This is a genomic window from Sphingobacterium shayense, assembly GCF_013179575.1.
In the GTDB taxonomy this organism is placed as follows: Bacteria; Bacteroidota; Bacteroidia; order Sphingobacteriales; family Sphingobacteriaceae; genus Sphingobacterium; species Sphingobacterium shayense.
This window is the reverse complement of record NZ_JABMCQ010000004.1, coordinates 20,092-44,576: the sequence shown is the minus strand read 5'-3', so window position 1 is coordinate 44,576 and position 24,485 is coordinate 20,092. Positions and strand designations below refer to the sequence as shown.

Annotated in this window: 19 protein-coding genes; 4 read left to right on the top strand and 15 right to left on the bottom strand. The window is 41.5% G+C overall.

The window, feature by feature from the left end; genetic code table 11:
* Positions 1–2: 2 nt before the first annotated feature.
* The 8 genes from HP439_RS01300 to HP439_RS01265 all read right to left on the bottom strand — a co-directional run bounded on the left by HP439_RS01300 (position 3) and on the right by HP439_RS01265 (position 12,340).
* Positions 3–569, bottom strand: a complete 567-nt coding sequence (locus tag HP439_RS01300; RefSeq protein ID WP_172388535.1) for an RNA polymerase sigma factor — start codon at positions 567–569, stop codon at positions 3–5.
* A gap of 215 nt (positions 570–784) precedes the next feature.
* Positions 785–2,251, bottom strand: a complete 1,467-nt coding sequence (locus tag HP439_RS01295) for a sigma 54-interacting transcriptional regulator (RefSeq protein ID WP_172388534.1) — start codon at positions 2,249–2,251, stop codon at positions 785–787.
* Between the two features lie 31 nt (positions 2,252–2,282).
* Positions 2,283–3,395, bottom strand: a complete 1,113-nt coding sequence (locus HP439_RS01290) for a vWA domain-containing protein (protein ID WP_216657729.1) — start codon at positions 3,393–3,395, stop codon at positions 2,283–2,285.
* A gap of 478 nt (positions 3,396–3,873) precedes the next feature.
* Positions 3,874–5,376: an arylsulfatase gene (locus HP439_RS01285; protein ID WP_172388532.1), complete on the bottom strand. Its 1,503-nt coding sequence runs from the start codon at positions 5,374–5,376 to the stop codon at positions 3,874–3,876.
* Positions 5,373–6,845, bottom strand: a complete 1,473-nt coding sequence (locus HP439_RS01280; RefSeq protein ID WP_172388531.1) for a sulfatase family protein — start codon at positions 6,843–6,845, stop codon at positions 5,373–5,375. The genes HP439_RS01285 and HP439_RS01280 overlap by 4 nt, the downstream gene beginning before the upstream one ends.
* Before the next feature lie 103 nt (positions 6,846–6,948).
* Complete coding sequence (locus tag HP439_RS01275; RefSeq protein ID WP_172388530.1) at positions 6,949–9,186, bottom strand: alpha-L-fucosidase; 2,238 nt, start codon at positions 9,184–9,186, stop codon at positions 6,949–6,951.
* Positions 9,187–9,581: 395 nt separating this feature from the next.
* On the bottom strand, positions 9,582–11,366 hold the full coding sequence (locus HP439_RS01270; protein ID WP_216657728.1) for a DUF4091 domain-containing protein: 1,785 nt from the start codon (positions 11,364–11,366) through the stop codon (positions 9,582–9,584).
* 398 nt (positions 11,367–11,764) lie between these two features.
* Positions 11,765–12,340, bottom strand: coding sequence for a helix-turn-helix domain-containing protein (locus HP439_RS01265; protein ID WP_172388529.1), 576 nt, complete (start codon positions 12,338–12,340; stop codon positions 11,765–11,767).
* 179 nt (positions 12,341–12,519) lie between these two features.
* On the opposite strand from HP439_RS01265, the gene HP439_RS01260 reads away from it, so the two are divergent.
* Genes HP439_RS01260 through HP439_RS01250 form a run of 3 tightly spaced genes read left to right on the top strand, consistent with a single transcriptional unit; the run spans position 12,520 to position 15,883 of the window.
* Positions 12,520–13,599 carry a zinc-binding dehydrogenase gene (locus HP439_RS01260; protein WP_172388528.1) on the top strand — a complete coding sequence of 360 codons (1,080 nt, stop codon included), beginning with the start codon at positions 12,520–12,522 and terminating at the stop codon, positions 13,597–13,599.
* 4 nt (positions 13,600–13,603) lie between these two features.
* Positions 13,604–14,866 carry an MFS transporter gene (locus tag HP439_RS01255; protein WP_246229153.1) on the top strand — a complete coding sequence of 421 codons (1,263 nt, stop codon included), beginning with the start codon at positions 13,604–13,606 and terminating at the stop codon, positions 14,864–14,866.
* Between the two features lie 24 nt (positions 14,867–14,890).
* Complete coding sequence (locus HP439_RS01250; RefSeq protein WP_172388527.1) at positions 14,891–15,883, top strand: metallophosphoesterase family protein; 993 nt, start codon at positions 14,891–14,893, stop codon at positions 15,881–15,883.
* 491 nt (positions 15,884–16,374) lie between these two features.
* Here HP439_RS01250 and HP439_RS01245 read toward each other — a convergent pair whose 3' ends face one another.
* The gene (locus tag HP439_RS01245) at positions 16,375–17,190 is read right to left on the bottom strand and encodes an alkaline phosphatase family protein (RefSeq protein WP_216657727.1); all 816 of its coding nucleotides are present in this window, start codon (positions 17,188–17,190) and stop codon (positions 16,375–16,377) included.
* Between the two features lie 438 nt (positions 17,191–17,628).
* Here HP439_RS01245 and HP439_RS01240 point away from each other — a divergent pair, with 438 nt between their 5' ends.
* Positions 17,629–18,018 carry a hypothetical protein gene (locus HP439_RS01240; protein WP_172388525.1) on the top strand — a complete coding sequence of 130 codons (390 nt, stop codon included), beginning with the start codon at positions 17,629–17,631 and terminating at the stop codon, positions 18,016–18,018.
* Positions 18,019–18,079: 61 nt separating this feature from the next.
* Here the strand turns inward: HP439_RS01240 and HP439_RS01235 are convergent, their stop codons facing one another.
* The 6 genes from HP439_RS01235 to HP439_RS01210 all read right to left on the bottom strand — a co-directional run bounded on the left by HP439_RS01235 (position 18,080) and on the right by HP439_RS01210 (position 24,485).
* On the bottom strand, positions 18,080–18,853 hold the full coding sequence (locus HP439_RS01235) for a porin family protein (RefSeq protein ID WP_172388524.1): 774 nt from the start codon (positions 18,851–18,853) through the stop codon (positions 18,080–18,082).
* A complete protein-coding gene (locus tag HP439_RS01230) occupies positions 18,850–19,914 on the bottom strand; it encodes a PCMD domain-containing protein (protein ID WP_172388523.1) in 1,065 nt (354 codons plus the stop codon). Before HP439_RS01230 ends, HP439_RS01235 begins: the two co-directional genes overlap by 4 nt.
* A gap of 20 nt (positions 19,915–19,934) precedes the next feature.
* Complete coding sequence (locus tag HP439_RS01225) at positions 19,935–20,432, bottom strand: mechanosensitive ion channel family protein (protein ID WP_172388522.1); 498 nt, start codon at positions 20,430–20,432, stop codon at positions 19,935–19,937.
* A gap of 237 nt (positions 20,433–20,669) precedes the next feature.
* Positions 20,670–22,097 carry a c-type cytochrome domain-containing protein gene (locus tag HP439_RS01220; RefSeq protein WP_172388521.1) on the bottom strand — a complete coding sequence of 476 codons (1,428 nt, stop codon included), beginning with the start codon at positions 22,095–22,097 and terminating at the stop codon, positions 20,670–20,672.
* Positions 22,094–22,978 carry a sugar phosphate isomerase/epimerase family protein gene (locus HP439_RS01215; RefSeq protein ID WP_172388520.1) on the bottom strand — a complete coding sequence of 295 codons (885 nt, stop codon included), beginning with the start codon at positions 22,976–22,978 and terminating at the stop codon, positions 22,094–22,096. Before HP439_RS01215 ends, HP439_RS01220 begins: the two co-directional genes overlap by 4 nt.
* Positions 22,979–22,988: 10 nt before the next feature.
* Complete coding sequence (locus HP439_RS01210) at positions 22,989–24,485, bottom strand: DUF1501 domain-containing protein (protein WP_172388519.1); 1,497 nt, start codon at positions 24,483–24,485, stop codon at positions 22,989–22,991.

Here is a 24,485-nt window from a genome sequence, read left to right as displayed (position 1 = left end):
AACTAACGATGATCCTTTAATTGACTTTTTAATTGTAAAAACGCAGTGCGAGTCCGTGTCTTAACAGTACCTAAGGGAATGTTAAGAATCTCCGAAATCTCTTGCTGCGTGTGACCTTCATAATAGGCCATATCGATCAAGATACGCAACTCAGGCTTCAAAATGTTTAGCACATTTTTTACACCAATAAGATCCATTCTTTCGACTTGATCGGACTGTGTATAATATTGTTCTTCTATAGTACTTACGGAATCTGGAAGTGGTTGGTTTTGTAATTCTGTTTTTACACTCTTCAATTTGCGGTAATCTAACGCTGCATTACGAGCTATGCTAAGCATCCATGTATAAATTCTCGCTTTTTCAGCGTCAAACGAAGAGAAATTAGTCCATATTTTAACAAAAACATCTTGGATAACTTCTTCAGCAAATTTCGGAGATATTACGATACGTAAGATAACACCATATAACGCTCCGGAATAATTGTCATAGAGATAATTGAACGCACGTTGGTCCTTTCCTTTCAGCAGGGCAATCAATGTTTCTTCTGGAAGATTGTATAGAGGACTCAAGGTCTATATATATAATTTTATCTGCTATAAATATGACAATAAAAATCTATATACACAATAGGCAAACTAAATTTTCAACCGAATCAATATACTATTCGAAAATAATTAACGCTACTCCTGTTATAGGTAGTAGCGCTGTTCGTTCATTAATAAAATTACGCCACCGGTGCTGTTTCGTCTTAAATAATAAGCGAACTGGGTTGCCGCCGTACCTGTCAGATATTATTCCGCAGATATCCCTGAAAGTTATCCTGAAATTGCGTACCCGCTCCCATGTCGTATTTACTCAGTTTATTATGTAAAGTTAGACCCCATAAAACAAATTCGCTTAGAAAATAAATATCTTCCTTTTTAGTTTCAGGCTGATGTTTCAGAACCAACTGTCGAATAGGGTCGACCCGGTCCAGTATTTGTTGATATTCTACATCTTTAATGTCATCGGGCAATTGAATTCCGTCAGAGTCCAAAAACCAATCTAGAATTCCATCGTAAGGCTGCTGCTCATTTTCCTTCTCCAGCTTCTCAATTTTAGGAAACAGAGTTGGAAACAACGTTTTTATAGCACCTTCTATTAACTGAAGCGCGACAATGGAAGCACCTTCCTGCTCTCCTTCATACACCAATTCTACTTTTCCCGTTATGGCAGGAACTATCCCCATAAAATCGCTAAGTCGCACTACGGTCGAGGTATCCCCGTTTTTTAGCATCCGCAATTCGGCCGTACTGAGTAGGTTTTGAAACGCCGTAATACCCATTCTTGCACTAACGCCACTTTTTGCGTCAATGTATTCACTTTCTCGAGCTTCAAAACTAATCTGTTCCAATATATCACGGGCGAGTTCTGGTACGTAAATCCCTTCTTTTTGTCCTGATTCCAAGCCAGCTTCCTGTTCAGTAATCGCTTTCGCTATCGCCACGTTTCTGGGATAATGTGTTAGAATCTGTGAGCCGATACGATCTTTCAAAGGGGTCACAATACTTCCCCGGTTAGTATAGTCTTCTGGATTTGCTGTGAAGATAAACTGTATATCTAAAGGCAACCGGAGCTTAAATCCACGAATCTGTATATCACCTTCCTGTAGTATATTAAAAAGAGCGACTTGTATTCTAGCTTGCAAATCGGGTAATTCGTTGATCACAAATATTGAACGATTGGCTCGCGGGATCATGCCAAAATGAATTACCCGATCATCCGCATAACTGAGTCTCAAATTCGCAGCTTTAATTGGATCCACATCGCCAATCAAATCTGCAACCGTCACGTCTGGTGTCGCCAGTTTTTCAGAAAAGCGCTCGTCCCTGTGAAGCCAGCTAATAGGTGTGCTGTCCCCTTTTTCCTTTATCAGCTCCACCGCAAAACGCGAAATTGGAGCGTACGGGTCGTCGTTAATTTCAGAACCCTCTACGACCGGTATATATTCATCCAGCAGCGTCACCATCAGCCTAGCCAATCGCGTTTTAGCCTGACCGCGAAGTCCCAATAAATTAATATTATGTTTGGAGAGAATGGCGCGTTCCAGTTCGGGGATAACGGTCTCTTCATAGCCATGTACTCCGTGAAATATCGTTTCGCCTTTTTTTATTTTCTCAATGAGATTCTGACGTAATTCTTCCTTGATACCTTTCGGCGCATAGCCCGTCAGTTTGAGTTCTCCAAAAGTCTTGATTGTCCTATAATCCATCTAGTATTACTATTATTAAATTAAATATATTTTATCCTATCCTCTTCTTCCGGTTGTTCTCATAATCGGTAAAGATCATTTCGCCCAATTCACCTAGGCCAGTATAATATGCCTTACCCCGATTAGACGCAGTAAATTCATCTACAAACTCTTGAAGATAGGGATCCGAGGTGATCATAAAAGTCGTTATCGGGATACCCAGCTTTCTAGCCTGAGCAGCCATACTGTAGCATTTACCCGTAATCAAAGGGTCTAGCCCCATCGGATTCTTATAATATGTACCATCGGGCATATTCAGGCAGCTCGGTTTCCCATCGGTAATCATGAATATTTGCTTATTTGCGTGACGTTTGCGCCTTAGTATATCCAGAGCGAGCTGTACACCCGCGACCGTATTCGTATGAAACGGACCAACTTGGAGATACGGCAGATCCTTTACGGCTATCGGCCAGGCATCATTTCCAAATACGATTACGTCGAGTGAGTCTTTTGGATAACGCGTAAGTATTAGCTCTGATAATGCCATGGCCACTTTCTTGGCGGGAGTAATACGGTCTTCTCCGTACAAAATCATGCTGTGACTGATATCAATCATCAACACCGTGCTCATCTGCGATTTAAATTGGGTATCTTCAACAACCAAATCATCCTCTGATAAACTAAAATCCCCTATCCCATGATTAACTTGAGCATTTTTCAAGCTTTCGGTAACTGAAATTTTATCCAAAGCATCCCCATATTGATAACTTCGAAAATCGCCTGTATTCTCGTCACTTCTCCCGTTGTACTTCGTCGTATGGTTTCCGGTTTTACCTTTACGCATGCTCCCAAAGATCTGCTCTAGCGCGTTTTGTCTCAACGCCTTCTCCATCTTAGAACTGATCTCCACATTCCCAGTACCACTAAAATCCAAACGTTCGACGATATAACCTTTATTTTTTAGATCCTCTATAAAGTCTTCGATGGTATATTCCGGAGTAGTCAAATTATACTCTCTATCGATCTGCCTCAACCAATCAATCGCCTCATCGAAATCTCCAGAAGTATGAGTAATAAGCTCCATGAAAACTTCAAACAGTTTATCAAAAGGTGTCTGATAAGGCTTTTCATATCGTTTAAAAACAAACCCTTTATTTCGTTCCATATTTTTCATCTGTTTCGCTTTTGATGAATGCATGTCCTGCACTGCTTTGGAATAACCCTCTCCAGTGTTATAAAAAGGAAAACAAGGGATGATTCCTTTCGCTGAAAAATTAGGATAGCTTCATGTTTTAAATCTACGACATAATAAACTTTATTTGGCGCAGAAATATCATAATACTTTCATTTCTTTAAACGTGGCTTAAACACATTCATTTCTAGACCGAGAGAGCTGGGTATGCTTTTTCGAGCTGTACAGATTCTCCTGGCGTACGAACCTGTGCCCCTCAGCCCGGGTCAACAGTTCTCTAGAAGTATATTGAAGTCCCTTAAACGAACATTAATCGTAGGAGGTCTTTGGTGATTAAAGATTTTGAAATCACCAAAAAAGATATCTAATCAAAGAAACCAAGCTTCAGAAAGTAATGGTATAGGAGCATCAACTTGCAAGAACAAGAACGAACCAAGGCCTTTCATTTCCTCTAGTTCATTTTCTCAAACTTGGGATTAATGAATTCCCATTCTTTAATGTGTGAGGGTTGATGCTCTTTTTGTACAATTTCATCAAATCGACTAACCAAATCGGGATGCTGATTAGCGATATCTATTTTTTCACTGACATCGCTTTCCAGATCAAATACCATCCACGAAGAATGGGAATAACCTTTTTTACGAACTGCAGTTTTCACGCCTTTCCATTTCCCCATTCGAATCGCGATCTGTCCACCGTTTTCAGGATACTCCCAGTATAAATAGTTATGTACCTTTTGCTTGGAGTCAATTCCTAGCAGCGTAGGAAGAAAAGAGAGTCCATCTGTATTACCAGCATCCTGGTGTGTAAGCTCCGCCAACGTCGCCATTAGATCGAATTGCGCTGATACAAGATCAGTGGTGCTTCCTTGCTTTATTTTACCAGGCCATCTAACTAAAAATGGTTCACGAATGCCACCCTCGAAAAGATCCATTTTTAGTCCCCTTAACCCATCGACACTCTTAAAAAACTCTGCTTTCACCCCACCATTAAACGTAGTCCCATTATCACTTGAAAACATGATTATCGTATTTTCGTCCAAACCCAATTCCTTCACCTTGTCCATCACGTCCCCTATCTGTGAATCCAAATAGCTGATCATCGCTGCATATGTAGAAAGTGGATACTTTGATGACGCATAACCGTTTTGACCGTGATAAGGCCGTTCATCCTTAAATTTACCAATATATTGGTTTACATATTCCCCAGGAGCCTGCAAAGATACATGTGGCTGGGGAAGCGGAAGGTATAAAAAGAAAGACTGATCCTTGTTTTTATCAATAAATTCCAGAGCGAATTTAGTCATTACGTCGCCTGAATATTCATTCCCTATAAAATACTCGAAATCCGCATCCGTCGCAGTGGAAGGGTTCAGCGCCCGATGCACGTTGATTACCGGATTGTTTAGTGTCAAGGGTTTATCGTTTAACCACAGATGTGTTGGATAAAAGTTATGCGCTTGTTTTTGATCCAATATACCCATGTAAAAATCAAATCCCTGCTTTAAAGGAGACCCAGTGGTATTATGCATCCCCAAGCCCCATTTCCCTACCATTCCTGTAATATAACCGGCCTTCTGCAACATTTTTGGAACCGTATAAGTCCCTTCAGGAAGCGGCATCTGTCCACCCTCCAGGCTATCTGGGAAACCTCCGAGTTCATAGTTGCCCCGTATATAGCTATGTCCGCTATTTTTTCCAGTCAACAACATACACCGTGCCGGCGCACAGACAGGCGCACTTGTGTAATGGTTGGTGAACTTCATTCCCTCTTCACGCAGCTTATTGAGATTCGGCGTCTTAATTTTCGTTTGTCCGTATGCCTCTATTTCAGCGTATCCTAAGTCATCCGCATAGATATAAATAATATTCGGTTTAGAAACTTTTGTTTCACCCTGCGCGCGAGCTCCCAACGCCGCAATAAGCAATGTAATTAAGAAGATAGAATGTTTCATTTTTCGTTCTTTGGTAATTTCCCAATAGGTCGTCGATTTTCTCCAGACGACTCCGTGAGGTTATCTCCTAAATCACGTCTAGCTTCCCCAGCAAGTTTTTGTAAAACATTTGCGACCTCTGGATTTTGCTTAATAACATTATATCGTTCGCCTGGATCTCGTCGAAGGTCGTATAAAGCAATAGAATCCTGTACGCCTTTTCCATAAGGGCCGGGATAACCGTCATTACCCGGTAGTACGCCTTCGTATGTTCTGTAATTATGTGGAAAAACTAGCTTCCAATTCCCGCTCCTGACAGCTTCAAGATCGTTCTTATTGTAATAATAGTAGAAGGTGGTTCGAGGGGTGGTATCCTTTCCCTCAAGCAAAGAAAGGATACTGGTTCCATCAATCCTATGAACAGGTAGCCTAGCGCCTGTGATTTCCGCTAAAGTGGGTAGAATATCAATCGTGCTACTCAATTTGTTAATTACTTTTCCTTTAGGAATCACATTAGGCCACGACATAATACCGGGAACACGGGTACCGCCTTCCCAACTCGTACCCTTTCCTTCTCGTAATCCAGCAGTAGACCCATTGTGGTTTCCATAATTTAGCCATGGTCCGTTATCACTCGTAAAAACAATTAGCGTATTTTTATCTATTCCTTGCTCTTCAAGAGTCTGTAGAATTTGTTGAACACTCCAGTCAATCTCCATCATTACGTCACCAAATAGACCCTGCTCGCTCCTATTCTTAAATTTCGAAGATACAGCAATTGGAACGTGGGTCATGCTATGTGCTAAATAAAGAAAGAACGGATTTTTCTTATTTGATTTAATAAAAGAGATAGCTTTCTCCGTATAAAGTGTAGTAAGTCGGGCCTGATCATCCAGCGTTTTTAATTTCATTACGGTATCGGGCACACTTTGCCCTGTCTTGATCTGTAACAGGGGAAGAGTAGGATAGATTTTATATTTAAAATGACTTTCGGATACGGGCTTTCCGTCATAATCTATTGGCCACATATCGTTCGAATATGGGAGCCCTAAATATTCATCGAATCCCTGATTAGTCGGTAAAAACTCGGGTTCATTTCCTAGATGCCATTTTCCGACCATTGCTGTAGCGTAACCAACCGTTTTTAACATTTCAGCAATAGTAGTTTCCTCAAGATGCAACCCCACCCCCTCATTGGGACCAAGCGCCCCAGATATATTCATGCGATTTGGATAGGTGCCTGTCAACAATGCGGCACGCGATGCGGTACATACCGCCTGAGGAGTATAAAAGTTTGTAAATCGAATCCCATTCATCGCTAGCTGATTCAAGCTGGGCGTACTATACCCAGTTGCTCCGTAACTTCCTAAATCTCCGTAACCCAAGTCATCCATAAAAATAATGATTACGTTAGGCTTGTTTTGTTTCTTCTGTGCAGAGCTTGCAATACAGAAAAAACACAATATTGACACAATAAATAATTTGTTCATAATAATTTATCAGTTTGAAATCTTCAATTGTCGCAATTTAATATTATCGCATTTTTCGGAATTCATAAATAAACTTCCTAAAACAACGAGCCGCATATTAAATTTATTCAAAAAAATCTAATTCAGCAATCGCCAGCGATGTGCCCCCTCCCGCTATAACCTTGGATTCGACACGTATAAAACGTGTAGCTACCTTCTCTGCGAAACGATGTGTACGAGTCGTAGGATCATTGATTAGATTTCCAAATTCAAACATTTCCACTTCCTTCCAATTTTTCCCGTCATCGCTTACTTTTATTACACCCTTTTCCATCATTCCTTTCCCATCCTTCAGTTGAGGCGTATACGCAAAAGATTGTAGGTGATATGTTTGTCCAAGATCTACGGAGATATATTGTATGGGACCTGTCTCTTTTGATTTCCAATAACTTTTCTCATCCGCATCGATCGCTCCCTTTTCACGATAATTTTCCGTTTCGCTACTTGACTCTATGATGTTCCAATTTTTTTTCACAATACCAAAGGTTTGGTTTGCCTCTGATCCAACCGTATGGTCTGATCCAATCGCAACCGCATTGATGGAACCCGCTTCTAACAATATCGGCTTTTCGTATACCGAAGATTCTTCCGTTGGGCGGCTCCCATCCAGGGTATAATGAATTTGATAACCGATGTTAAGGTTTTTAATAATATCCTGTCCATGAGGTTTCCAACCAAATTCATTCTTCAACGGTTCAATGGAAATTAATCCATCGATATCTCGTTTAAACACCAATTGCGGCGGCCGGCTCGGTGCATAATGAGCACTCACGTTACTAATTACTGGTGTTGCTCTAGAACTCAAAATTCGCAGTCTAAAACGATCAGATATCACTTCCGGGAAACGAAGAATACGCTTATAGCCTATATTTGTTGCTCTTGCGACTTCTTGCCACTGCCCGTTTACCCACACATCAAATGCATGATTTTCGATACGCTCTCCGTGCGTCTTGATCGCTTCCTGGATTACAAATCGGTTGATTTTGATTGGTCGAGCCGTTGAAAATGATAGTTCATTTTGACCATCTTTTATTATGGAATATGAATCAGGATTATTATCCAATGTCTCTTTAGGACCTGTTGCTCCTTTTAATAGATTTTTCTCATAAGTTGCTTTTATACGTTCTCCAACTTCATGGAGGACCTTCACATCTTCAGGAGAGAATTTACCTTCTCTGTTGGGCGGAATATTCAATAGAAATGTCGAATTTCCCCCAACAGACCGTTCGTAAATGTCAAACACATCATCTGTACTTCTAACTCTCTGGTGCGTGTCGTCCCTGTAAAACCATCCTTCTCTAATCGATGTATTGGTTTCTGCTTGTTGATAATGGAGGTACTCCGCACCCCACAGTTTCTCACGACTTCCCAAATCTTCTCCCGTAAGGTCACCGAAATTGTTTAGTTTGGCAGGATCTTCATTAAATGGGATAATGTTCCATTCAGTATCACGAGTATCACCGGCTTCATTTCCACACCACCTAATATCACCTTTTCCAAATATCACAGCCTCTGGTGCAAGCGTCTGAATCAACTCTTTCCATGCGGCGTAATTGTATTTCTGCCCACCTTTCGTTTTGGGATGTGCACCGTCAAACCAAACCTCGTGAATTGGTCCGTATTCTGTAAGTAGCTCAAACAATTGATTCAGGAAATACGCATTGTAGTCATCTACTTTAAATCGAAATTTGGTTTTATTTCTAAATGGTCTTCCTTTTACCGGCGTCGGAATAGTACGTTCAGTGTATTCACTTAAATTTCCGTATAAACCTTCCGCGTTTTCTATTTGAAATAAATCCGCCGGAGAAAGATATACACCCAGCTTCAAGCCATATTTTTGGCAAGATGCTGACAACTCACCGAGTATATCACCCTTACCTTCGCTAAATCCTGTAGACATAATCCCATGTTTAGTATAGCGACTTTGCCAAAGGATAAAACCGTCATGATGTTTTACTGTCAAGATCACCATCTTCATTCCTGCGGCTTTCATAGCTTCACACCATTGATCAGTATCTAACGTTTTTAGATCGAAGATAGCTGGATCCTCCATGCCACTGCCCCACTCCATTTTTGTAAATGTATTCGGCCCAAAATGAATAAAGGCGATAAACTCATTTTTTAATGCTTGATATTGGTTAGCGGTAGGTACCACGTGTGCAGCCTTTAAGAGTATCTCTTCGTTACTGTCTGATTCCTGGATTGGATAAGTATTCTTTACTGGCAATTCCTGTCCTTCCTGGGAAAAACTATAACTAGCTGAAATCCCCAGTAAAAACATCAATAAAATTGGTTTACGCATATTACACTGTTACATAAGAAGTAAGGATCTGTTTAAACATCAATTCAGATCCATCATTGGTTTACAAATAATCATTCTTTGCGTGCCTTGGTCTATTAACAAATCAGTAAATGTCCCAGCCGTTCGCGCAGTATAAAATTAATATATAATTTTTAATATTTATACACTTTTATAGTATTTAGTTAATAAACATCCAAAATATCGATCAAAAATTTAGCTACACTAAACATAAAAAACAGCATAGCGTTTTGTTGAATTCTTCGCTTAAACCAATAAACGAGTGTCAACAGAAAGAAAGTTTAAGAATATTATGAAAAAACAACACACCGATCGAAAAATGCTTCTCAACCGGTGTATATATCTTACTCTTTTCTGTTACCAAAACGTTTGAGATGTTAATTACCGATTTTGAGGGAAAGTTCATTTAAAAGAGCTTTGGCTTCATTCAAGTACTGATTCCATGTAGAAGTTCGTTCTACTATTTTCAGCTTTTGTATCGCTTCCTCCAGTCTATTCAAATTCGTTTTATCTCCCTTATCTTTTAATACTTTTTTAACTACCTGTATTTTTGCATAATCTTGAAGCCCCTCTAACATTCTTTCATAGCGGATCGAGCTACGTGCATTTGGATATACAATGTATGTATCCCCAGCGGGCCAGGTCCGAAACCGGGAATCAAGTAAAGGGTTCTCTACCCAAGAATTGAAGGCCCAGCGTAACATTCCATCGAAATTGGCTGCTTCTGCATACCACGCTAAATAAGTAGACTCTGCGGGATCCGAAAATGTGAATTGGTTTGGAAAACTGTCACTACAGCAAATATAAAAACTAGTTGTCAGTCCTCTTGCCTGCCGATCCCGTAGATCGTCCGCAGAGAATCGATGCGACACCGCAATACTAATATCGTCGCTATTCGGATATCGTTGATATGTATTCTGGTTGTCGGCATAAGACACCCCTAGTTCAGGTGAAACTTTCTGCAATAGCTGCAATGCACCGTCAACCTCCTCTTTTGTACGCTCATCGATAGCGATATTGGTAATATCTAACCATCCTTTTGATTTCAGATGGAGCACAAAATCTTCTAAAAATGGAGTCCAGTGTTTTTCAAATTCGGGTGTACCGGGTTTGGCAACAACATTAACCACTTCATTTTTATCGACATCTAAATAATGGATCTCGTTATTCCATGGGATAATAGAATAACAATTGATCATCTTGGTTACGCCCAAATCCATCATGAATTGTACCCACTTGTCAAATACACTGTAATCATACTTCCATGTTCCATCCGAACCCTTCGACCATTTGATCATATCTGCATAGGGGTCGTAAGTCTGCACATTCCAAGGATCCTTATTAAGCGTAGCTGTAATTACTTTCTGTCCCGCATCCACGAGCATTTGCATTACCGGCTTCATAGCCTCAAAGTGAGCATCACTCCACATTTCAAGACCATGGACACGTGCTACCGCGGAGGGATGTTGCCACTGGTCTAAGTGATAGGTCCATTCTTTAGATCGTGGCAAAACGGTATTGATGACCGTAAGCCTCAAATCTAATTCATCAGATTTAACGCCGCCAGACTCAATCCGAATTTTGGCCAGATAGTCTCCCGCATCGGCATTAGCGGGTATATTTACAGTGACCCACACAGGTCTTACCTTCTTTGCTTCCAAGTCGAACGACTGAAGATTATCGAGCATATCCGGTGACAAGGACGATGCAAAATCCTCGGGCTTACGATGTCCGCAGCCGGGGCCAAACTCATCGGTCATGACGTAGCGTACAAATCGCGCAGTCGCTACCTCATGAGGAAGTGCACTCCCGTTACTGTTTTTAAAATCAGATACCTGGACGGTTACGTCCGGTCTATCTTCCGTAGTCCATAGTAAGATTTGGGCAGAAACACGCTCGCCTCTCCATCCGGTAACCGAGTGTTGTTTTTGGATCGCAATATCGGGAACAAGCGACTTTGCGTACCTTTTGTCTATAGTAACAAAAGAGCTATGGAGCCCTTTTTTAACGGGAGACCAATCGGCAAGGGTGTCGCTCGTAGGGTCAGCCATTTCTTTAAAGTTAACGAGTTCGAAGGCCGGTGTCTGTGCCTGAATAGAATCAAGGCGCAACATCACCCCCAAAGTAATGATATACGGAACTATTTTTTTATTGAATTTCATTCTAAAACGGTCTATAAATTTGTTCAACTTAATTATCTAAAGTACCGTATTCAATAAAATGCTGCAAATTTTTGAGAAAGACAATCGATTGTTTAAAAACTTAAGTCATTATAAACAAAGCCTTCTGGCTTCCAAGTTCGTTCAATTAAACAGTTTAAGAAACTAACCGGTAGAATATAGCACGCATTTTTGTCTAGTATTTATTACTGGTTGCAATGATGTTTAAAATCGCAACATCTAATAGCCGCCCAGCGGAAAAAGACAGGCAAAAGCTACTCGCGCTAGACGTATAAAGGTAACTCCGTTTTTCGCACGAAAAAAATGGAAACTTAAACGCGAGATTTAGCGACGGTATTAAGGTGCAATCTTATTTTCAACTAACAGAGGCGACGGATATTCTATTTGGCCTCAAAAAAATATACGATCAGCATGATGGCAGGTTCCGACCCAATGTTTCTTGGCGTATGAGAAATCCGGCCATCGAAAAAAATTGAATCTCCAGCTTCCAAATCGATTGTTTTATCCGAAAAAACATATTGGACCTTTCCCGAAACGATATACTTGTATTCATAAGCCTCTGTCTCCACCATGGGTCTAACAGCGTCTACAGCAAGCTCTAGCAGTACGATATCCAATGTCGAACTATCCATAGAACTAGCAAGAATCCGTTTATATAAAAAGCCTATAGCCTTCTCTTTTTCGAACGCCTCGTAATCACTTTTCCTTCGTACAATAATAGGCCCCGCCTCCTCGTTCGACTTAAAATCCTGAAAGAATTCATTCAGGTCAACCTCTAACGCGCTGACAATGTTTATCAGCACGAGCAGCGAGGGTACCGTCCGATTATTCTCGATTTGAGAAATAAGTCCTTTACTAACCCCGGCTTTATCGGCTAATTCTTGAATAGTTATTCCCTTTTCTTTACGAATCTCTTTGATCTTCGCACTTATTTTGAATATCGTGTTATTTTCCATAGTTTTTGGTGCCTTAAAAGTACTAAAAATAATCTTAGTTTTAATTCATTAAGCACCCATTCGCGCTCAATGTTGTGTTCATCGTTAAAAACGAAAAAAATAACAATTAATTAACCTCAAGCTGTGTTTTGTTACTAAACTTTTGTTTAGTATTGCAAAACATTCGTATATTTATAATCATGGAAAAACGCAAAGGGACCTATTATATCTTCGACAAACCGAATAGTCCACTGACAAAACATGCAGCAACGATACCGGTGTTACAACGCGGTGAACTACTCGTTAGAATTACCTACGCAACACTGTGTGGCAGCGATCTACACACATTTACGGGGTTAAGGCAAGAACCTTGTCCCACAATATTAGGGCACGAGATAGTCGGGATTGTCGAAGAGATCGAGGCAGCACACCCTCACCTAGATGCTGCTGGAGCACCTATCGTCCCTGGCGATATCATTACGTGGACCGTATTTGCTAGCGATCCCACAACTGCGAGCTATTCAGCGGATACACCGCAAAAAAACATCAACTTGTATAAATATGGCCACCGCCAGCTAACTGGCACCGATAAATTTCACGGAGGGTTGGCCACACACATTATCTTACGCGAACACACTTGTATCCGCGTTCTTCCCAGTCACGTCTCGATGGCTGTGGCAGCCACGATCAATTGCGCTATCGCAACAGCAGCGGGGGCGATCCGTCTGGCCGGAGAAATAACAGGAAAAACAGTGCTCGTGTCTGGGATGGGGCTTTTGGGGTTGGCGACCGTTGCGATGTGTAAAGAGTTAGGTGCATCGCATATTGTGGTGATGGATATAAACGAGCAAAGATTAGCCTTAGCCAAAGATTTTGGAGCTTCTACCGTAATAAACAGCACGACCAGCATACTGACAGACAGCAATATCAACCCGGACCGTTTTATCGACATGAGCGGATCGCCGGATGCCATGGAGCAAGGTGTCGAACAACTGAATGTCAATGGATGTGCAGTTTTTGTAGGAGCTGTGTTTAAACAGCGAAAAACGCAAATTGATGCCGAGCAGATTATTCGAAAGCTACTCACGATAAAAGGCCTGCACAATTATAATTATACAGATTTTTCGTTTGCAGTCGATTTTATTATTGCCCATGGGAACAAATATCCTTTTGCCAAACTCATTGAGAACGAATTTACACTAGATCGTATCAACGAAGCCTTTTCATTCGCATTAACGAATAAGCCCATTCGAGCCGGCATTAAAATTAATAACGATTAACCCTATGATGTCGACTACTAAAAAGTTTAGGCGCGACCAATGGCGCATGCTCTTGGTTACAATGTTTTGCTACTTATTTTTTTATACTGGTCGTCATAATTTTGGTTGGGCCGCCCATGGTATGGCTAACGAATTACAAATCAGCTTTACACAAATTGGCTGGATCAGTTTTGCGATGCTCATGGGATACGCTATTGGACAGCTAGTCAACGGAAACCTTGCCGACCGTTGGAGCCCCAAAATGATGATCCTAACGGGAGGTTTTCTTTCCGTCATATGCAATCTTTCTATAAGTTTCTCTCAATCGTACGCCGCCATTTTGATTTTATGGACGTTGAATGGTTATTTTCAATCAATGGCTTGGGGGTCAGGAAGCAAACTAATTTCCAATTGGTGGAGTAGCAACGAACGCGGTAAAGCTTTTGGTTTCTACACTATGGCAGCAGGAAGTTCATCGGTACTCACTTTTTTAATGGCGCTCATCTTGGTACAACAGGATCAGAGCTGGCGGACACTATTTCGATATCCAATTCTTTTCTTAATTGTTGCTCTAATTTTATTTCTATCGTTCGCGTATAGTCATCCCGCTTTAAAAGGTTATCAAACATCATCACAGCACCCAGCAGTGGAAGCAGACAAATCCGAGAAAAAACTAAACTGGAAGCAAGCTTATGTACAGGTTTTCAGCAACAAAAACTTCATGATTGCCTCATTAGCAATTGGTTTTCAGAGTATGGCACGTTATGGTTTAATTTTTTGGGTCCCCATTCACTTTTTAGGAGATAATTATAAAGATTCCAGTGGAAATATCTGGCTTACACTTCTTATTCCCGTTGGCATGGCTATCGGCGCGGTATCGTTCGGTTATATTTCTGACGGGTTGTTCAAGAAGAATCGAAGCCAGTCTATACGGGCGGGTATGTTATGTAGTTCTGCAGTCGCACTTCTTATCTACTTTATGCCCGTTCCAAATCATTTTATTGCTGCCCCACTAATGTTCGCGGCAGGCTTCTTTGTTTACGGACCCCAAGCAAATTTCTGGACACTTAGCCCTGACATCCTCGGCACCAAGCTCGTTGGAACAGGCATCGGTATCATGAACATGTTTGCATATGTGTTCGCCGCCTTAGGGGAACCCATATTTGGAAAAATTATCGATTTCACACATAATACTGCTAACATTTTTATTCTAGTTGCTATTATTTGCGGACTGTGTGCCGTCGTCATTTCATTTGTCAAGCAACCGAAAATTGTAGATCATTCTTAGTTCATTTTTACAAATTTTTATTCAATGGTAGACAGAAAAAAATTCATAAAATTAGCGGCTTGGGGCGCTTCCGGCCTTTTCATTAATACAGGCCTAAGCCACCCGATAACACCCAAAGGCGCTTCCCAAAGAAGAAATAAAATACGGTTTGGCATTATTAGCGATCTTCATTATGACCTGATGCATGATGGAGAGAGGCGCGCGCAGCAATTTATCGATACCATGAACGATGAGTCGCCGGATTTTATCATCCAACTCGGAGACTTTTGTGTACCTAAACCAGAAAATGATCGCTTATTAGAAATATGGGACCAATTTCGCGGGGAATCTTATCACGTTTTGGGAAATCACGATACGGATGGAGGGTACAACAAAGAACAAACTCTCTCCTATTGGCGAATGCCCGCCCGTTTCTATTCCTTCGAAAAAAATGGATTTCATTTCGTCGTCCTAGATGGAAATGAAAAATCCGAAACGAAAACCATAAATGGTTATCCCCGAACAATCGCGTCTGAACAACAGGAATGGTTGAAAACAGACTTACGAAAAACCAGTCTGCCTTGTGTTATATTCTGTCATCAAGGATTAGATAATTCGAATAACGGCCTAGATAACGGCATGGAAATCCGATATCTGTTAGAACAAATAAATCACGAAGCTGGATTCAAGAAAGTGTTATTAGTCTTTAGCGGTCATCATCATCTGAATTATCACAATGAAATAAATGGGATACACTATGTCCAGATCAATAGTGCTTCTTACTACTGGGTTGGCGAGGAATATAGAGCAGAAGATCTGCCCGACCCAATATATAACGCGCACCCAATTCTCAGGCACACCTTGGTGTACGAGGATCCAATCTGGGCCGTCGTGACCATTGATAGCGTAGAAAATATCATCATAAACGGATCCGAAAGTTCTTTAGAAAGTAATAACTTAAAAAATAGTGGAATAGATTTGCATAAAGACGTCTACCCTATTTCCACAAAAATAGATTCGAGAAAGCTACGCTATTAAAACAGCAAAGAACTTAAGGGAATCCTCGGTCGCGCATTTAAGGGTCAACCTCTTAAAAAGTCTAAATTATAAAAATTACCAGCGGAATTTTGCCGCAAAAACAAGTTCCCTATGTTGCTTTTCCGGCTAGAATGGAATCTCAATAAAACATTACAAATTCAGCATTAGCCTCCACTGGTAGTTTAATTTCGTAAGTTCCTCCTTGTTTTATCACTGCTCCCAACTGAACGAGCGGAAGGTGAGCCAACAGGTGACAAAATTTTATGTTCGTTTTAATATCGTTATTAAACGCTTTTCCCCATTACTCCAGTTTATCGAGTCGCTTTAAATCGAGCCAGCATTTATTCTCCGTCAAGCTCATATACCGCCCATTCAAAATAAATTCACAGTAACCAACGAGCATGAATTTTTAAGTTACTAATTTGAATCGTCTCCAGTTATCGCACCCCTTTAAATACGATATTAATCAATTCATCCCATGCTAAAACAAGCTATCTAAACACGTCCAGCATCGGCTTCCCTGTCCACGCATTTGGTTGCTTTACATCAAAGATTTTAAGAATTGTCGCAGCTGTATTGACAGAGTTATTGGGGTTAGAAATACGATATCCCTTTTTTATCCCCGGACCGGTAATTGCCCAGGGCACCACCATCTCATCAACGGTCACACCACCATGTCCATACTCAATACCACCATGGTCCGACAGGAACATAAATGTAGTTTCCTCATACAAGTGTGCATCTCTCAGCTTCTGTAAGAAAATTCCGATTTGCACGTCGGCCTCTTCAATCGACCGTATATATTCAGGAGACATCCATTTATGGCTGTGTCCAGCGTGGTCGGTATGAACGGAATATAAAAACACAAGTGTCGGATCATTTCGATATTGCTGTATAAATTGAAAAGCTTTGTCATAATTTTCTACATAAGCATCATTTTTCAGATAACTTACTTCGTCAAAGTATTTTTTATTATGAGGATAAAAAAGGTTTATCCAATTATAGTAAAAAGCGGTTTTGATATTAGAATCCGCCTCTTTCAGTACTGTAAACACGGACGGGTAATAGCCTTCGGAATCGGTCATAACAGCAGGCAATACAAACTTGTTTATTTCCCAGGCATTATTAACCACGCCATGTTGTTCGGGACCGCTGCCCGTTAGATGACTTGTCCAGTTGGGTAATGTAACAGATGGCATCACTACACGCGTAGTTTTAGACAATGCTCCCTCGGCAAACAAAGCGTCTAAATGCGGGGTATGGGCCTGTTCAAAACCTGCGACGGAAATACCGTCTAATGCAATCATAATTACTCTTTTAGAGTTCTTTGCCCAAACCGTCTGTATGCAAAAGAATAAAACACATAGGACGATACTTGATTTTTTCATTGTTGTCTTTATTTATTATTGATTAGAGTACCATTTATTAGCTACCAATTTTGGCACAGATAGCTTATAATTCCATGTAAATATACTATTAAAAATTTACTATATATAAACTTTAATATTCAAAAACGAATAATAAGGTTAAAATGTTTAGTTTAACTAATAAAATACATAAATTCGAAATGGTAAAAAGAGGGTCAAACTTATCGATGTAAAGACTGTTATATTAAAAACACGAAAAAATGCGTATCTCACTTATTAGAATTAGTTTATATGGCAGATTGATTTTTAGCTTACTTAGTTGCCAAACCCCCTAATCGTAATCAGCAGCAAAACGACAATGCAGACACGACGCAAACCATGGATAAGCAATTTAGCCGGTCGGTTGCGAGAGATTATGTGACAGCTGATTACGCGAATCGCGATCAAGGATACGATTGGATCACCGTACAGGTGAAGCAAGTGTCCATCGATACTATCGCCGTAACAATTCGGTCACGCGCGGATAAGAAGAGGTCGAGCTGCTCCCTTTCTATTTCGGCCGGACAAGAAAATGATAGTACTTATGTTAGTCGGAACGACCAAGGAGAAATTGCCTTCATTTTTCAGAACCAATACGTTCGTATCCAAGGCACTAATGCGAAAACGGAGCAAAGCCTCTCGTATTATTGCTCAGGCGGAGCCACAATAGCTGGCACCTACGATAAACTTACACAACCATTAAATTCAACGCAATTGGTAGGTTTGTAGAAATCAAGCCCTAGTATAAATTCTTGACACCGTCTTGATTTCGTATCGTAAGGTGAGGACATTAAAACCGATAGGCTCCCCCGACATTAATGTACATATGACGGAGCTTGTAGCCTACTCCACGGAAGTCACTCGGGAACAGCGGTTGCAATCCCAATTGCCCCAAAGCAGTGACTTTCCAATGCTTATCAACAATGCGGGATCCGCCCAGTAATACGCCCCAGTCCCACTTTCGAACCTGATCCGCGAAATCAAATGTCGCTCTATCGATAAATACTTTTTCACCTAAGGAGTTACCATTTCGTATATAGCCATCCGAAACGGAACCTTCAAATGTTGATGACAGCAGTCGAGACACATACGCGCCAGTTTTGATACTCCACTTGTCCAGGCGATATTCCGCGAATAACGGCATAGTAACGTAAGTCTGTTGCGATTTTGTTTCATTTGTCCCTGTGAAATCGCCTTCAAAGGAACCTCCATCCTCACCCTCACCATTGTTGACCGTTATTATCGTATGGAAATATTGGACACTATCCTTCACGCGCATTCCCTTACTTTCAAAACGCACCCCTGTCCCGACACGCCATTTCTCATTTAACGCATAGCTTACGCCGTAACCGATCGATGGCGTAAAAAGCGGAGAATAGCTATTGATTTCTCGGATAGTATTCGGAAGAGAGAAAGGGGCTGTAGCACCAATATTATAGCCTACTGAAACTTCATGCTGTATGTTTTGCCATCTAAAGCCGCTGTTTGATGACTGCCCAAACAAGGAGGTCGAATCAACTAAAACGCTGGCTAATATCAAAACTTGAATTAAAAAATCTCTCATAACTTCGGAACAATTTGTAAACTATCAACAATTAATTTTGATCCAATTGCTCCTTTATACAGATTGCCTTCTTTACTAGAAGACGCGACAATGGCCATCATCAAATTGTCACTTATAACCGCCTCTTGGTCATAAACAAAAGGGATGTCAAATTTCGTAAAATCTGCACGGTCGCTTCCGTCCGGTAGTTGGGCGCGAGCAATAACCTTATCGGATGTCAGTATGTTGGTCGCATTCAAGCGGTCGGGCCCATTAAATAAAACAGCATAAATATCACATTTATCCTTGACCCCTTCCTGCACCTGCCCTTCGCTATTGATAAATTTCGGACCCGCGGCGTATTTATAGTATCCTGTGAATCGGTCTGGCAACCCAACATACGGCTGTCCAAATTCAGTGGCAGCTAATGGATTCAAAAGAGCCTGCGAAGGATCGAAGACCCCGAGAAAAAACGAACCTGCAAAAAGGCGAATACCTATCAACTCTGACAAAAATGTGCCTTTTATAGTGACTAGCTCCGCTCCAACCGTACCTTCATAGCCTTCTCCAGCACGCGTAGGATAGGCGTCCCGACGCTTGGGCACACCGGATAATGCTACACCGGGATTTCCCGAAGACCATAGCTGCACATTGCCATCTTCGACGGGATATTCATACTTATCCGATGCATGAGCTAACCAGGTTTCAAAGTTAAAATCCCATTTACCCACATTGACTATTTTTACAGTATATTGCTTTTTATTTTCGCCGGATGCAGATATAACCTCATAGACAACGTCATCGCCATCGAAAGTAATTAAGGTACCTGACTCTGGCTTCACCGTAGCTCCTGTAGATAAGGACAACGTTGGCGTAACGCCATTATCGAACGCATCCGTTGTCAAATTAAGCGTAATGGTTCTGTTGATCTGGTCGATAAATACATTACCGGTCAAATCGCTCCGATCCACCACAAATGTTTCAATATCCGCTTCGGGATTTAATGGCGCTTCTTTGATGCATCCGGTTAACAGAAAGACCACCAGTATCCATAGGCTGATATTTCGCACAGTCCTTTTCATAATTTGTATCATGTTTTTATTTACTCGCTTGATGTGCTACCGGGTATATCCGGCTTTGTTTCACTATCCACGCAAACTTTTTGCATCGGTATAGAGAAAGGTATATTTTCTCGCTGAAAAACCTCATGAATTCCATAAACAACATCGCTCTTTACCTGTCCCGTGTCTTTCAACGTCCGTACCCAAAAATACAGGTCGACCGACACCGCTTGTGCTGTAACTTCTGCAAATTGTACCACTGGAATTGGCGAACCTAAAATCTGGTCGTTTTCCTCAACAATTTGCAATAGCAGCTCTTTCATTCTCTTTAAATCAGTGCCGTATTGAATATCCAATCGTAGATATAATCTTTTCCGGTATCCACCTAATGTCCAATTAATCACATGAGAATTTAACAGATCGCCATTTGGCATTATCAAATCCGCCCCGTCTGCTGTGGAAATTGTACTGCTACGAAACCCAATTGACTTTACATTTCCCGACTGCCCACCTATCTCAATCAAATATAATCTGAACAACTAAGTCAGTATCTTTCTTTCCGATAAAAATACACATTAGAACCACAAAATTCCACAACAAACGAAAAAAGCGCTACCAAGTATTGTTGAGAGCGAAAGTCTTTGTTTTACGCAGATCATACGGTTTCTGCGCAATGAGAGTCGCTAATAAAACGTAAGACTACGTTAAAAACACGATGGAGAAACGGATATTCTTCGTGATTAAAGTGCACCAAAAATTGGATCGATCAAATACATTTAATACATAATTGTGTCAGTGGCTAAAATTGGTAAAACATAATTACCGGTATCCACGAACGTTTTAAACTTTTCGCCGCCTCCGTTAGCTTCTCGCAACTCCGTTTTAAATGCGTAGACATGTTTTAACTGAGGAATTTTTTCCAGATGAGTCGAAGCGCTCGTGGTAACTTTTGTTCCCACAAGATTAATGTAGCTTAAGTGGGCTAAGCTATGTAAATAAGATAGTCCCTCATCCGTTACTGACGTATATTCGAGATGTAAACGGTGCAAAATAGGAAACTGCGCAGCTGTTTTCATTCCTTCGTCTGTTATAGCTGTATGCCCTATCTTAAGTTGAACGACGTTATCCTTTATTTGTAAGAGATCTTCTAAATCTTTATCATTGAACTGTGGATAATTTACAGCACTGATCACGACCATATTGTTATCCGCAGCTATTGGCATCACCTTAATACCCTTCGCTTGCCAAGCTTGGATCTTTTCTTCAGGTAATGTCGGCGCCGCTGGTAGACTTGCATATAAAGACGCTTCTTCTTGTTGCCCGCTTTCCAATTTCGTCAGAATGGCCAAAATTTCCTTTGGCTGTTTAATCTCCTTGGCTTTCTTTTCGAAATCGGCTCCCGATCCGATCCACCAGGAGATTAGTTTTATCTGATCCGACGTAATTGGGGTGCGTCCTTTTGGTGGCATTCGTTTTTCATGCCCTGGAGGTAATACCAAACGGCTGTACAACTCGCTTTTCGCAGTATCTCCATTTACCAAAACAAAGCCTCCCTCTCCTCCCTGAAGCAGACTTTCTGGATTATGTAGTGCTAGTCCACCCTCACGTTTCTTTTCTCCATGACAGCTCTGACAACGCTGCTTAAGAATGGGTTGTACGATTTCTTTGTAAACCACGGCCTCCTGCGCGTTTGTCAAAGTTAACAACTCTTCTTTTTCCGGAGCGATCCCCAACGTGCTTTTTATCGCAGTGGGCAGCGCATCTTTCATATACCCTTCGCCGTGGGTTAAGGTCCCACCAAAATGCCCTGTGAATGCTAAAAGTGCAACGGCTGTCAGTATGAACATAAATCGTTGTTGTCGGAGTATATGCACCCACTTGGAGGAGGTTGGTCGATCTAAATACAACAAAAAAGCACCAACACTTACTACAGCGACCCCAACCCCTAGCCATTGATGAAACTGAAGAACCTCGGTCTGATACCCACCGTTACGAGATAACAAGTAACCGGTAATTGCGGCTACTATCGCCGCAACAGCTCCTAACAGTAGCGAAAAACGAATCGCATTAGGATAGAGCTGCTTCCTACCAAACCGATCAACTATTGCCATTGCAAAAGCCAAAACCAACATCCCAATAGGTAAATGTACCAGCAACGGATGCCATCGCCCGATAAACGTTGATAACTCTTCTAAAAACATCATTGGTCGTTATAGCGGGATTTTAAAAGGTTTAACATGTAAACGTTAATCGTCCACTGGTCTGCTACAGGTTGTTGTGTATAAGGCAGCGTAGGCAAATAACCAGCAGGACCGAATTCTGTGGTGATAGTTAGTTGGCGGTCCTGCGACTTAAAACGGCGAACGACTTCATCCCACCAAACCAGATGTTGCTCAACGGTGTTCTTCCACTCCGGTGCTGCCGGGTCATTTACCTGAGGCCCCTCAGCATGTCCTATCCGCGCATGGATATGTCCGGTGCGGTTCAAAGCAAGTCCTACCGTCTCTTTTTGGTCTGCGAGCAGCGATTCATGGACGTTACACCAATGTGAGATATCCAGAGCCAATGTCAGGTACGGAATTTTTTCCAAGTAGCTTTTTGTGACGTGCGCGGCGAAGCTGAAACGCCCTCGATGTGTTTCATGATACACGGGAATACGATGAAGCTCGCTGACACGCTCACCGATGTCTATTAACTGTTTATTTTCTTCGAACGTATAATAATCTTTGCCCGTGTGACAGTTAATATAATCGGGCGAAAAACTTGCAGCGGCTTCCAGATTCGAGGAAAAACTCTGGAGGTACTGCTTAAAATCAGCACCATTTCCCCCGGCGAGGAGTCCCAAGGACAATCCATACTTTTTTAATGCCGCTGTCATATCATTCTGTTCATTAGTGGTCGCCGGCAGCCAAGTTTCTACTCCATCATATCCCACTTTTTTCACTTTTGAACAAAAGTCATCCCAAGATCCCTGCATGCCCCAATTGGTACAATAATATTTGATTGGCTCTGTTTTGGTCGTTTGTGCATTTAAAAGTGTTGTATGGGCCAAAACACAACACAGTAACAAATAGATATATTTCATTAAATAATCATTAAACAATTGCTTGGATAAGACTACCTTCTACATCGGTTAAACGAAAAGGACGTCCTTGGAATTCATAGGTAAATTTTTCATGGTCAAAACCAAGAAGGTGGAGCATGGTGGCATGGACATCATGCACTGATGTACGTCCACTGATGCCACTAAAGCCTATTTCATCAGTCTCTCCATAGCTAATGCCATTTCGAATTCCGCCTCCAGCCATCCATATCGTGTATGCATCGGTGTGGTGATCGCGTCCCAAAAAAGGCATATCGCTATTATCTCGGTTCTCTTGCATCGGCGTACGACCGAATTCTCCCCCCCATACAACCAACGTTTCTTCTAACAAGCCACGTTGCTTTAAATCCATAATCAAGGCTGACATCGGCCGGTCTATTTCTCGACACTTGTTCCGGAATCCAAGATCAATAGAGTCTGCAGGATTCGTACCGTGGCTATCCCAGCCCCAATCAAAAAGCTGAACAAAACGAACCCCTTGTTCGACCAACTTCCGCGCAAGCAAGCAATTGTTTGCAAAAGACTCTTTGCCCGGTTGAGTACCATATAATTCATGAATATACTCTGGTTCTTTAGAGATATCCATCACTTCAGGAACAGCAACTTGCATTTTATACGCCATTTCATACTGGGCAATTCGCGATAATGTTTCAGGATCTTTAAACGTATTGTACTCTTCTTTGTTGACATTATTAATAGCATCAATAGCATTTCTTTTCAGATCACGGCTCATTCCTTCTGGGTCTGCAATATACAGAACTGGATCTCCTTTGGACCGGCACTGTACCCCTTGATAGACCGACGGAAGAAATCCGCTTCCCCAAACACTTTTACCCGCGTCCGGGGTTTTTCCCCCTGATGTGAGCACGACAAATCCAGGTAGATTACTGTTCTCAGAACCTAGACCATAGGTTACCCATGCGCCGATGCTGGGCCGTCCTAACCGGGCGCTTCCTGTCTGCATAAAAAGCTGTGCAGGTCCATGATTAAACTGGTCAGTATGCACCGCCTTTAAAAAGCTCACCTCATCTACAACTTTACTAAAATGTGGTAGATGATCGGAAACCCAGGCACCGCTTTGGCCATATTGTGCAAAGGTAGCTTGAGGACCCAACATCTTAGGAACACCGCGTATAAACGCAAATTTCTTCCCCTCTAAAAGCGACTGCGGGCATGGTTGATTATGCAATTTGTGCAAGGCCGGTTTGTAATCAAATAGTTCGAGTTGAGAAGGGGCCCCAGCCATGTGTAAATAGATTACGCTCTTTGCCTTACCTGGAAAATGTGGTGACTTAGGGACGAGAGGATTTAAAGCGTTTAAATCAAACGCGCCATCTCCTCCTTTCATACCCCCTGCGCAATTAGCTAGTAAACCGCCCAATGCGATCCCTCCTATCCCAGCTACACACTCTTTCAAGAAATGGCGTCTGGTGACAGCCTGCAGTTGTTGCTGCTGTACCTCTTTTATCAATTTATTTAAATCTTTCAT